Source organism: Lachnoclostridium sp. MSJ-17 (assembly GCF_018918205.1).
Lineage (GTDB): Bacteria > Bacillota > Clostridia > Oscillospirales > Acutalibacteraceae > Ruminococcoides.
Map to the genome: position 1 here is coordinate 39,928 of NZ_JAHLQB010000085.1, position 12,068 is coordinate 51,995.

Below are 12,068 nucleotides of genomic sequence, written 5' to 3' on the forward strand. Positions count from 1 at the left end.
ATCAAAAATCGGTGCAACCGTAATCACACCGATTTTCAAAATTGTTTATTTTAATGTTTCGCAGCAGTGTGCGCAGAGCGTGGGATGCTCGGCGTTTACACCTACGGATTTTCTGATTGCCCAGCAGCGCTCGCACTTCTCACCCTCCGCTTTTTCGGCGGTGATGTCAAGCTCGGCGCCGTTATCGGAAATAACGACCTCTGAGACTATAAACGCGTCAGCAAGCTCCGGTTCAGCTTTCTTGAGGAATTCAAGGGTCTCGCCGCCGGCGCTGAGAGTTACCTTAGCCTCGAGCGAGCTCTTGATAGTCTTTTCCTTGATCATCGGCTCAAGAGTCTTCTTAACGTCGTCTCTGAGCTCGTGAATGCGGTTCCAGAACTCCATAAAGCTGTCGTCTACGTCAACCGCGACCTTCTCGGGCATCTCGTTGTAGATAACGTGAGACGCCTCGTCAGCGGCAGAATGCGGCATAAACTTCCAGATTTCGTCTGAGGTGTACGCGAGAATCGGAGCAACCATTCTGGTCATCGCGTTGAGAATCAGGTACATGGCTGTCTGAGCGGCTCTTCTGCGCGGAGAATCAGCCTTCTCTGTATACAGTCTGTCCTTTAATACGTCGAGATAGAAGTTAGACATATCTACGACGCAGAAGTTGTGGATGCTGTGATATACGATATGGAACTCGTAATTGTCATACGCTTCCTTGACCTTGTCAATAAGGCTGTTGAGCTTTGCGAGAGCCCACTTGTCGATAGGAAGCAGAGTGTCGGGCTGTACCATATCCTTATCAGGATCAAAGTCAAACAGGTTGCCGAGGATATATCTTGCGGTATTTCTGATCTTTCTGTACGCCTCGGAGCGCTGCTTGAGAATATCGAAGGAAATGTTGACGTCGGACTGATAGTCACAGGAAGCGACCCAGAGTCTTAATACGTCGGCGCCGTACTGCTTGATAACCTCCTGGGGACTGATGCCGTTGCCAAGCGACTTACTCATCTTTCTCTTTTCCATATCGAGAATCATGCCATGAGTCAGAACGGTCTTGTAAGGCGCGGTGCCCATTGTAGCTACAGAGGTGAGCAGCGAGGACTGGAACCAGCCTCTGTACTGGTCGTTGCCCTCGAGATAGAGGTCCGCGGGGAATTTGAGATATCCGCGGCGTCTTACAACGGCGGTATGTGAGGAACCGCTGTCGAACCAGACGTCCATGATATCCTTTTCCTTGTCGAACGAGGTGCCGCCGCACTTTGAGCACTTGGTACCCTCGGGAAGCATCTCGGAAGCGTCGTGGTCAAACCACGCATTTGAACCTTCCTTAGCGAATACGTCGGCGACAGCGAGCATAGCCGCCTTGTCAATCAGGGGCTCGCCGCAGTCTCTGCAATAGAAAATCGGAATCGGAACGCCCCATTTTCTCTGACGGGAGATACACCAGTCTTTTCTCTCCCTTACCATCGAGGTGATTCTGTCCTTGCCCCAAGAGGGAATCCACTCGACCTCGTTGATAGCTTTTACAGCGTCGTCCTTGAAGTCGTCAACGGAACAGAACCACTGGTCTGTCGCTCTGAACAGAATCGGTGATTTACATCTCCAGCAGTGCGGATACTGGTGGATAATTTTCTTGAGTGCGAACAGAGAGCCCGTCTCGTCGAGGTGAATAGCGATCTTCTTGTTAGCCTCGTCGGTTGTAAGACCCGCGAACTGACCGGCTTCCTCTGTGAGAACGCCGTCGCCGTTTACGGGACAGATTACGGGAATCTCGGGATAGTTGCGGCAGACGTTGTAGTCGTCAACGCCGTGACCGGGCGCTGTGTGAACGCAGCCGGTACCGCTTTCGAGAGTTACGTGCTCGCCGACAATGAGAAGCGACTCGCGGTCAAGGAAGGGATGCTGAGTCTTCATGTACTCAAGCTCACTGCCCTTGATTGTCGCGACGACCTCAAAGTCTGTAATGCCGGCTTCCTCCATGGCGGAGCGGTAAAGCTCGGTAGCCATTACATAGTACTCATCTCCGCTCTTGATCACGGAATACTCAAATCTGGGACCGACGCAGATAGCAACGTTGGCAGGAAGCGTCCATGTAGTCGTTGTCCAGATTACGAAGGATACCTTTTGAGGGTCGATGCCCATGGCGGCAAATTTGCCCAAATCATCGGTTACTCTGAATTTAACATAGATCGAATGGCAGGGATCCTCGGCGTATTCGATTTCAGCCTCGGCGAGAGCTGTCTTGCACTCGGGGCACCAGTAAACGGGCTTTAAGCCGCGATAGATGTAGCCCTTGTCTGCCATCTCGGCGAATACCTTGATTTGTTCCGCCTCGAATTCATGCTTTAAGGTGATATAAGGATTGTCCCATTCGCCGATCGCGCCGAGACGCTTGAACTGCTCTCTCTGGTCGTTTATGTAGCCGGTAACGAACTCCTCGCAGAGCTTGCGCAGCTCAACCACGGAGATATCCGCGGAGCTTCCGATACCAGCCTTCTGTCTCGCCTTGAGCTCGGTGGGAAGGCCGTGGGTATCCCAACCGGGGACATACGGAGCCTTGAAGCCCGCCATGTTCTTGTAGCGGACTATGAAATCCTTAAGAATTTTGTTAAGCGCGTGACCGAGGTGAATATCTCCGTTCGCGTAAGGAGGTCCGTCGTGCAGCACAAAGAGAGGCTTGCCCTCGTTGCGCTCCATGAGCTTGTCATATAATTTTTCGTCCTCCCAATTCTTGAGGGTTACAGGCTCGCTCTTAGGCAGACCCGCACGCATCGGAAAATCGGTTTTCGGAAGATTAAGTGTTGCGTTATAATCCTGGGACATTGTTGTTATCTCTCCAATATATTAGTTTATCAGTCGGCGGAAACGTCGTAGTTGTCGCCGAACTTGAGGTGAGCAAATTTGCTCGGGCGCTTTGAAGCAACCTTTGTGCCGTCCATACCTTCGTTCTCACCCTGAGCAGGTCTTGCGGGATACTGCTGTCTTCTGGCGGGCTGTCTGAACTGCTGGGGCTGTGCGATAGTTTCCTCGGGCTGCGCGTCATACTCAGGCTCTTCATAATTCTGCTGTGAATAATCCTGAGCGTAGTTTTCCTGGCGGTAATCCGCGGGATTGAATGTGGGCTGAGGCTCTACGGGAGTTGTGGGATATTTTTCGTTGAGCTCCGCGGTCGTTTTTTCAAGGTCGGCATTGGTGGGAAGGTCGTCGATTGTCTTGATGTGGCTTCTGTAGAGCTCGATAAGCTCTGCTCTGAGGTTGACCGCGTCTGCCTGGAGCTGGATATAGTTTTCCTTCTCAAGAGCGGTCTGGTTGTTGGCTTCGGCGGTAATGGCCTGAGCTTTTTCCTCAGCGTCGCGGAGAATTCTCGCAGCCTTCTCTCTAGCCTCCTTGATGCAGGCGTCAGACATCTTCTGAGAAGTGAGAAGTGCGTTTCTTACGGTTTCCTCGTCGGCTCTGTACTCCTCAAGGCGGGTAGCAAGTCTGTCGATTTTATGTACAAGATTGGTTTTTTCCTTTTTCAGCTGCTCAAATGACGCGATGACCTCGTCTATAAACGCGTCAACATCTTCGGCTCTGTAGCCGCCGCTGAGAGTTGCTTTTCTGAAGCTGACATTTTTGATTTCATCAATAGTAAGCATTTTTAGAACTCCTTATCTGTAGTGAATAATTGATAATCTGGTACGGTGTTTCTTTGTTTCCCCTAATACACCGTTTATTTTATATTTACCTTTGCCCCGTATGCTCAGGGTGTCGCCGCTATCTATGCCCTTGCTGACGTTATCGCAGGGCAAAAAGTTGAGCGTTACGTTACCGGAGCTGATAAGCTGCTTTGTCTTTTCGCGCGACAAGCCCGTGACCGCGGCAACGACAGCGTCAAGTCTGAGAGACGCGACAACATAAGATTCCTCGTCAAAGCCTCTGCCCTGCGGCAGACTTTGGGAGTCCGCTTCCTTAATCTTCACTCCGGCATTTCCGATTTTGAAAAGCTGCGAGGTGATGTAGGAGCTTATCTCCGTTTTGACAAAGACGATGCATCTGCCGTCCTCTATCAGAATATCTCCGACGGTGTCGCGCTCGATACCGAGCGACATCAGCGCTCCGAGAAAATCCCGGTGGCAAAGCTTGTCCGCCTTGCGGAAGGTGATTTCAAGCGCGGTAACGGGAAAGTCCTCGATTTCTTCATAGAAATAAAGTCCGAGAACCTTTCGTTCGCTGTCCTGATATCCTCCGAAGAAGCGGTAGGTCATAAAGCCTGCAGAATCAAGGTAACGCTTGGCGACTGCCTGCTTTCTCTCGCTTAAAAACGGAAAGAAATACGGCTTTTGTCTTTGCTGACAAAGATAAACGGCGTCGTCAAGCTGAGAAAGAAACAGCTTATCGTTATCAGATGTATACACCGCTGTTTTCTAACTCGTCGAGCAGGTCGTCGCCGGTGAGGTCAACGTTGCTCGGGATAATGATATATGTATTTGACGCTACTCTTTTGATTTTGCCGTTATTCGCGTAAGCGACGCCGCTGAGGAAGTCAAGGATTCTTCTTGCCATATCCTTATTGGTGTCCTCAAGGTTGAGTACAACGGTGTGCGTTTTAATCAGCTCGTCCGCAATCGAGCGTGTCTCCTCGCCGAAGCGCTCAGGCTTGAAGATACCAACCTGAAGTTTTGCTGTCGCGTGGATGTTGACTACCTTGTTTCTGCCCATTGAATCAGAGCTTACTCTCTCACGCTCTCTGGGAGCCTCTTCCTCGTAATCATCGTCACCCTCGTCGGCGTAACCGTACTCGTCATACTCGTATTCGTCGTCGGGAGCGTCCCACATGCGCTTAAACTTGTCTACTATTCCTGCCATTTCTATTTCCTCCTAATTATGTATAGTTTCTTGCGCCGAAAAGCGCCGATCCTATTCTAACCATTGTTGCGCCCGCAAGGATAGCCTCACGGTAATCATCAGACATACCCATAGAAAGTATATTCATACTTATATTATCTAATTTTTTTTGCGATATGTCAATAAATAAGTTGTGCATTTTATTAAAATATTCAGAAATTTTATGTTTATTATCACAAATTGGCGGAATTGTCATCAATCCTTGTACAGAAATCCCATCAAATCCTGCGATTTCTGCGAGCAATTCCTCGAGATTTTCCTCAAACACGCCCGATTTGTTCTCCTCCCTGCCGATATTGACCTCGACAAGTATGTTGGTTTTGAGATTTCTCTTAAGTGACTGGGTGGAAATCTCCTTTGCGAGCTTTACGGAATCGACCGACTGAATAAGGTCAACCTTACCGACGATCTGTCTGACCTTGTTTGTCTGCAAGTGACCGATGAACTGCAGAGAACAGTTTTCGAGATTGTAGTCCTCGTACTTTGAGAGCAGCTCCTGCACTCTGTTTTCGCCTATGTGGTCAAGTCCGAGCGATATAGCGTGATTAATGGTCTCGGCGTCCACGGTCTTTGTGGCGGCGAGAAAGGTTATATCCTCTCTTTTTCTGCCGGATTTCAAAGCCGCCTCGGCGATCTCCTCGTTGATTTTCCTGTAATTATATTCTACATCAGTGAATGACCTTGCCGTCATACAAATCGTCTCCTTTTACGATTACCTTGTCATAAAGTGAAATTGTGCTGCCGTTAAAGAGAATACCCTCCGCGGGGTTCGGGTCGCAGATTACGTAGTCCTCGTCAGCATAGAGGATCGAGATCTGTTTGAACTGGACCTCGCTGCCGTAGAGCACGTAAACGCCCTGCACCTTCTTTTCCTCCTTGTGAGGATTGTCGTTGTCGTCGTAGGTGGTTTTGGTGACGAAGTCGTCGTGGATCGCGCGCTTGCTGACTCTCAGACCTGTGTAGGTACCCATGCCAATTTCAATGGGTTCCTGCCTCGCCTCGAGAATACCGTCGTCCATATAGTCGCAGCGGAGGATAACAAGCGCGTTGCCGTCCTTCTCAGGCTGAGAAACCTTGTAGATTTCGGCGGGAATAGCTTCCGACGACGCTTCCGAGAACAGAACAGTTACCGAGCTGTCCCAGATATTCAGGCTCGCCGCCTGGTCGGAATTGACCTCGCAGGCTACGTACCACTTTACATTGCCTATGACCTTGCCGGCGGTATTGTCGGGAACGGAGCCCTTTTTCATGTTATGCAGATCATCAAGAGTCATCTTGCCGATGTCATCGTAACTGAAGGCTTTTTCATAGCCGTCGCAGAACTCGGTGAAATAACCCGCCTTTGTTGTTTTTATAGAGCCTTTGCTGCTTCCGGCGCTGTTGTTGAGCGTGCTTATCTGCTCGGAAAGAGAGGCTATCTCCTCGCTGAAATCATTGAGCTTTCCAGTGTAGAGCAAGCGCTGGTTGATATATGTAAGAAGCGTGTCCGCGTCGGAATATGTCTTGTCGATATTGCCGTTGTTGGCGTCGTCGAGGTAGTTGATAAGCTTGTTTTTGATATTGTTGTTGATGATGTCGATATTCATGGTGCCCGAAACGGTGTTTTTCTGGATATATTCGAGCGATTCCTTCTTCTTTTGCAGCTCCTCGGCGGTGCTGTGGGCAAGTGCGTCCTCAGCGTTGTCATATACCTTGGCAATTTCTCCGTTCGCATTTACGGCGGCTCCGTTCGCAACGGAATACGAGAGCACACCGTGAGCGGTGTTTTCGATCAGGTTCTCGTCGCGGATAATGAACGCGTTCGAATAGATCTTGTCTGTGACTGTGGTCTGCACCGCGTTCTCTGTGGGATACATGTCAAAATTCGCGCTTATCAAAAGATACGCGACGTATATGATGGCAAGCAAGGTAAGCGCCGCGACAAGTATGCGTTTGAACAGTAGCTTATCCATATAACCTTCCTTTTATGATTTGAACGGCTTTGTCGAGAAGATCGTCAAAACAGGATTCTTCGTCGACATACAGCCAATTAAGTTCCTTATCTCTTTTAAACCATGTAAGCTGCCTTTTAGCGTAGCGTCTGGTTTCGCGTTTCAGCTTTTCAATACATTCCTCAAGGCTTTGCTCTCCGTCAAAATACGGCGCAAGCTCCTTGTACCCTATAGCCATTACAGAGGTTCGGCTGAGGTCAGAACTCAGCACCTGACGCGCTTCCTCAAGCAGTCCGTTTTGGAGCATCAGGTCAACGCGGAGGTTGATTCTGTCATAGAGCTTTTCGCGGTCGATAAAGCCCAGACCGAGCTTTATTGCGTCATAAGGCGTTTCTTCGAGCCTTGACTGTTCGTTCTGCTCAGTAATCGTTTTTCCTGTGGTGTAATAGAATTCAATCGCACGGATAACGCGCTTGGGGTTTCTGCCCTCTTTAAGCCGCTCATATGACTGAGGGTCTATTTCGCTGAGAGTTTGCAGCAGCGGCTCCAGTCCTTCCAGCTCATACCTTTGTCTGAGTCTTTGACTGAGTTCTTCGTCGCGTTCCTCGTCGCTGAATTTGATGTTTTGCAGCAGAGAGTCTATGTACAAACCTGTACCTCCGGCGAGAATGGGCAGCTTGTTCCTTGAAGCGATATCCTCAATACAGCGCTTGGCGTCCTGCGTGAACATCGCTACGGAGTAGGTCTCTCCGGGCGGAACGAAGTCTATGAGGTGGTGCGGTATACCCTGCATTTCATTATCATCGGGCTTTGCGGTCGCAATCTGCATTCCCTGATAAATCTGCATGGAGTCGGCGGAAATCACCTCGCCGTCAAATATTTTGGCAAGCTCGACCGCGAGACGGGTTTTCCCCGATGCGGTCGGTCCGACTACGGATATGATTTTCTGTTTTTCACTCAAAATATCACGCCCTGCCAAACTGTCTTTCAATTTCGCTTTTTTTCATTACGATACAGACGGGTCTGCCGTGCGGGCAGTACCTTATCTGAGGATTTTCCTCAAGGGTTTTAACGATGTCTATGAGCTCCTGTGCGGAGTTTTTATGTCCCGCCTTGATAGCGCTGCGGCAGGCGACGTTGTGATAAAACCAGTCCATCTTGCCGGTAAAGATGTCATTCTTGCCCATTGAGATGTAGTCTGCCATCTCGGTCACACAGTCGGCGACCTCGGACGCGTCTATGTACTGCGGAGCGCTTCTGACAAGCACAGTGCTGTTGCCGAAGTCCTCGACCTCAAACGAGCAGTCGGAAAACATATCGAGGTGTCGTATCGCCGCGTCGTACTCGTTTTTTCCGAGAGTAACGGTTATCGGGGTAAGCAGAAGCTGTGCCGACGAGCCTGCCTTTTCAGCTTTGAGCTTCTCGTAGATTATTCTCTCGTGAGCGGCATGCTTGTCGATAAGCAGCATTTCCTTTTGGTTTTTCTCGACGATTATGTATGTATCAAAAAGCTCGCCAACGTATTTCAGCTCGTCCTTTTGCTGTTCGTAAAGGACAACCGGCTCGCTGTTATCTTTTTCGGTAACTACGATTTCCTCAGGCGGATTTACAGCAGCCGGTTTTGGAGAATCGGTTTTTTGAATCAGCGGCAAGGTCTGAGCCGGCTTATAGCTTTCCTCGCGTTTTGTATTTTTTACCGCCTGTTTTGAATACACGTCAAACGGATTTGTGTTTTCCTTCACGCTCAGACTGTCAATGGACTGAACCTTTGGCGCGGGATTTACAAACTCAACCTCGTCAAACGGATTGAACTCGTCCTTCGGCTTTATCGGCGGCTGAGGCCGAGGTTTAGGCGGCGCGGGTTTGCGGAATACCGCCTGAGCGGTGTTGAAGGTGCTGCTGCGCTCTATCTCGTGAACAGCGGAATTGTCTTTGAAATGCGCTTGCTTTCTGTCGTCGTGCTTCAAGAGAGCGGACTTTGCGGCATGGTAAACCGCGTCGAAAACAGGACGCTCGTTTATGAAACGCACCTCGATTTTCGCGGGGTGTACGTTTACGTCAATAGCTTCAAACGGAAGTGTCAGATTGAGTACGCAGGACGGGAACTTGCCGACCATGACCGAGCCCTTGAACGCCTCGTCGAGCGCCGCCATAGCGGTACGGGACTTGACGTATCTGCCGTTGATGAAGAAATTTTGCATATTGTGGTTCGGACGGGCGTGAACGGGCTTTGAAACGTAGCCTGTAACGGTAATACCGTCGAGCTGATAATCAACTGGAATCAGACCCGACGCGAATTCTCTGCCGAACACGGCATAAATCGCCGAGCTGAGCTTTCCGTCGCCGGAGGTTTTCAGCGCCTGTTTGCCGTCGCGAACGAATGTGAAGGCTATTTCAGGGTGTGAGAGCGCGGTTTTGTCGACAATATTCGAAACGCTGTTGCCCTCGGAAACGTCCTTCTTGAGAAATTTCGCGCGAGCGGGAATGTTGTAGAACAAATCCCTTATTACAAAGGTCGTGCCCACGGGACAGCCCGCGTCGTCAAAGGACTTTTCCTCGCCGCCCTCGATAACATACGAGGTCCCCATTTCGTCGCCTGCGTTTCTGGTGATGAGCTGCAAACGTGATACCGCGCTGATCGAAGCGAGAGCCTCGCCGCGAAAACCCAGAGTAGCGATACGGTCAAGGTCGTCCTGAACCTTGACTTTACTTGTGGCGTGACGGAGAAACGCGAGCTTGATGTCATCGCGAAGGAATCCGCAGCCGTCGTCGGTGACACGCATAAAGGTAGTGCCGCCGTTTTTTATCTCGACGGTGATGTGCTTTGCACCCGCGTCAATCGCATTCTCGACGAGCTCCTTGATTACGGAAGCGGGTCGTTCGACGACCTCGCCCGCCGCGATAAGCTCGGCTACGTGCTTGTCAAGCACATTTATTACTCCCAATGCAGTCACCTCCATTCTATATCATGTTCTTTAATTCGTATAATAAGTTCATCGCCTCAATCGGAGTGAGTGTGTTCAGATCAACCGATTTAAGCCTGTCGATAACGGGACTTGAAGCGACTCCCATAAGAGAGAGCTGGGTGTCCTCGTTGACGTTAACCCGTTCGACTATCGTTTCCGCCTTGCCGCTCTCCAGGTCGGCGAGTATCTCCTTCGCGCGTGTGATAATTGTATTCGGCACGCCTGCGAGCTTCGCTACCTCGATACCGTAGCTGTCATCCGCTCCGCCGGGTACTATCCTGCGCAGGAAGGTTATGTCGTCGCCGCGTTTCTTTACGGCAATATTGTAGTTCTTTACGCCGTCGAGCAGCTGTTCCATTACGCTGAGCTCATGGTAGTGAGTCGCGAACAATGTCTTGGCGCCGAGCTTCTTCCTGTCAGCGCAATATTCGAGAACCGCTCTGGCGATGCTCATGCCGTCAAAGGTCGAGGTGCCGCGTCCGATTTCGTCGAGAATCAACAGGCTTTTTGAAGTAGCATTTTTGACTATATTCGCAACCTCGTTCATCTCGACCATGAAGGTCGACTGTCCCGAGGCGAGGTCGTCCGACGCGCCGACTCTGGTGAAAATACTGTCGACGATGCCGATTTTAGCCGATGAAGCGGGCACGAAGCTGCCCATCTGAGCCATAAGGACAATCAGCGCGATCTGTCGCATATACGTCGACTTGCCCGCCATATTCGGGCCTGTGATTATGTCTACCCTCTCGCCCTTTGTGTCGAGGTTTACGTCATTCGGTACAAATGACGAGCCCTTCAGCAGCAGCTCTACCACCGGGTGCCGCGAATCCTTGATCACGATCGCGGTGGACTGGTCGACGTCGGGACGGACATATCGGTTGTCGGAAGCGACATTTGAAAGCGAAACGATAACATCGAGCGCCGCTATCGCCTTAGCGGTGCTTTGTATTCTGTTGAGGTTATCGGCAACGGTCGTCCGCACATTGTCAAAGAGCATGTATTCCAGCGAAACCGCTCTGTCCTTAGCGCCGAGGATCCTGCCCTCAAGCTCCTTGAGCTCGGGAGTTATGTACCTCTCGCTGCCGGTCAGGGTCTGCTTGCGGATATATGTATCGGGAACGAGATTCTTGTAGAAATTGGTGACCTCGATAAAGTACCCGTAAACCTTGTTATATCCTATCCGAAGCTTCGGGATACCGGTCTTTTCTTTCTCCTGCGCTTCTATCTGAGCGAGGATATCCTTGGAGTTGTTCATGTCGTTGCTGACAAGATCAAGCTCCTTGTTGTAGCCTTCCTTTATCATTCCGCCTTCTCTTACAGAGAACGGAGGCTCATCGACAATCGCCGAGTCGATAAGCGAATGAATGTCCTCGAGCAGATCGAGGTTGCGGTAAACCAGCCTCAAATAAGACGACTGACAGCCTGATATCAAATCGGAGATCTCGGGCAAATCGGTGATCGCCGAACACAGTGCGCGCAAATCCCTGGCGTTAGCGGAGCCGTAGACGATCTTAGTCATCAATCGCTCGATATCGTGGATACCGCTGAGCGTCCTTGTAAGCTCAAGCCGCATCACGGTGTCGTTTACAAGCTCCTCGACCGCGCTCTGACGGTTGTTTATCTTTGAAATATTCATCAGCGGATGTTCAAGCCATGATCGTATCAGGCGCTTGCCCATCGCTGTTTTTGTCTTGTCGATGACCCACAGCAGAGAGCCTGTCTTTGACTTTGAGAGCATGGTCTGTGTCAGCTCAAGGTTGCGCTGTGTGTTGTAATCAAGGCGCATATACTGGCTCTCGTTGTAAAGCTCAAGGCGGTTTATTCTCTCAAGACCGCTCATCTGGGTTTCGCGAAGATAGTTTATGAGAGCACCGACGGAGCTGATAACGGCGGGCTTGTCCGAGATAAGGTGAAAGTCCTCCGGGAACTGTTCCTCTGAGGTCTTTCGGCAAAGGCTCAGCTCGAACCTGTCGTCCTCGAGCATTTCAACGTCGGCGGACAGTCTGCTCTTGATAAAAGCGGGCAGCTCCTTCATGTCGACAATGTCGCCGCCGAAAAGAATTTCACGCGGGCTGTAGGACGTAAGCTGATTCGTGAGTATCCTGTATGAATCTTTACCTGAGATTTCGGTTGCGTATAATTCTCCTGTAGAAATATCGCAAAAACACAAGCCTGTGTTTTTATTCTCGGAATACATCGAGCAGATGTAGTTGTTGCGGCTCTCGTCGAGCATACTCTGCTCCATTACGGTGCCGGGCGTTATTACGCGGATAATATCGCGCTTTACAAGACCCTT

At 50.4% G+C, this 12,068-nt stretch carries 9 protein-coding genes; all 9 read right to left on the reverse strand.

Annotated features, from left to right (window positions below):
* Nucleotides 1-45 precede the first annotated feature (45 nt).
* Nucleotides 46-2,811: an isoleucine--tRNA ligase gene (ileS, locus tag KQI64_RS07430; RefSeq protein WP_216524075.1), complete on the reverse strand. Its 2,766-nt coding sequence runs from the start codon at nucleotides 2,809-2,811 to the stop codon at nucleotides 46-48.
* A gap of 29 nt (nucleotides 2,812-2,840) precedes the next feature.
* A complete protein-coding gene (locus KQI64_RS07435; protein WP_216524076.1) occupies nucleotides 2,841-3,626 on the reverse strand; it encodes a DivIVA domain-containing protein in 786 nt (261 codons plus the stop codon).
* A 12-nt stretch (nucleotides 3,627-3,638) separates the two neighbouring features.
* Nucleotides 3,639-4,385 (reverse strand): YlmH family RNA-binding protein, encoded by a 747-nt coding sequence (locus tag KQI64_RS07440; RefSeq protein WP_216524077.1) that lies wholly within the window; start codon nucleotides 4,383-4,385, stop codon nucleotides 3,639-3,641.
* A complete protein-coding gene (locus tag KQI64_RS07445; RefSeq protein WP_216524078.1) occupies nucleotides 4,372-4,836 on the reverse strand; it encodes a cell division protein SepF in 465 nt (154 codons plus the stop codon). The genes KQI64_RS07440 and KQI64_RS07445 overlap by 14 nt, the downstream gene beginning before the upstream one ends.
* Nucleotides 4,837-4,852: 16 nt before the next feature.
* Nucleotides 4,853-5,566 carry a YggS family pyridoxal phosphate-dependent enzyme gene (locus tag KQI64_RS07450; RefSeq protein ID WP_216524079.1) on the reverse strand — a complete coding sequence of 238 codons (714 nt, stop codon included), beginning with the start codon at nucleotides 5,564-5,566 and terminating at the stop codon, nucleotides 4,853-4,855.
* Nucleotides 5,544-6,827: an HlyD family efflux transporter periplasmic adaptor subunit gene (locus KQI64_RS07455; RefSeq protein WP_216524080.1), complete on the reverse strand. Its 1,284-nt coding sequence runs from the start codon at nucleotides 6,825-6,827 to the stop codon at nucleotides 5,544-5,546. The genes KQI64_RS07450 and KQI64_RS07455 overlap by 23 nt, the downstream gene beginning before the upstream one ends.
* Nucleotides 6,820-7,797, reverse strand: a complete 978-nt coding sequence (gene miaA, locus KQI64_RS07460; protein ID WP_253289226.1) for a tRNA (adenosine(37)-N6)-dimethylallyltransferase MiaA — start codon at nucleotides 7,795-7,797, stop codon at nucleotides 6,820-6,822. The genes KQI64_RS07455 and miaA overlap by 8 nt, the downstream gene beginning before the upstream one ends.
* The gene (mutL, locus tag KQI64_RS07465) at nucleotides 7,772-9,751 is read right to left on the reverse strand and encodes a DNA mismatch repair endonuclease MutL (RefSeq protein ID WP_216524081.1); all 1,980 of its coding nucleotides are present in this window, start codon (nucleotides 9,749-9,751) and stop codon (nucleotides 7,772-7,774) included. The genes miaA and mutL overlap by 26 nt, the downstream gene beginning before the upstream one ends.
* A 16-nt stretch (nucleotides 9,752-9,767) precedes the next feature.
* Nucleotides 9,768-12,068: DNA mismatch repair protein MutS (mutS, locus tag KQI64_RS07470; RefSeq protein WP_216524082.1), on the reverse strand; the 2,301-nt coding region annotated here is incomplete at its 5' end.

Bases quoted from the DNA above. Each gene is read 5' to 3' on its own strand.
- ileS (WP_216524075.1), bottom strand. From the start codon at position 2,811: ATGTCCCAGGATTATAACGCAACACTTAATCTTCCGAAAACCGATTTT.
- KQI64_RS07435 (WP_216524076.1), bottom strand. From the start codon at position 3,626: ATGCTTACTATTGATGAAATCAAAAATGTCAGCTTCAGAAAAGCAACT.
- KQI64_RS07445 (WP_216524078.1), bottom strand. From the start codon at position 4,836: ATGGCAGGAATAGTAGACAAGTTTAAGCGCATGTGGGACGCTCCCGAC.
- KQI64_RS07450 (WP_216524079.1), bottom strand. From the start codon at position 5,566: ATGACGGCAAGGTCATTCACTGATGTAGAATATAATTACAGGAAAATC.
- KQI64_RS07455 (WP_216524080.1), bottom strand. From the start codon at position 6,827: ATGGATAAGCTACTGTTCAAACGCATACTTGTCGCGGCGCTTACCTTG.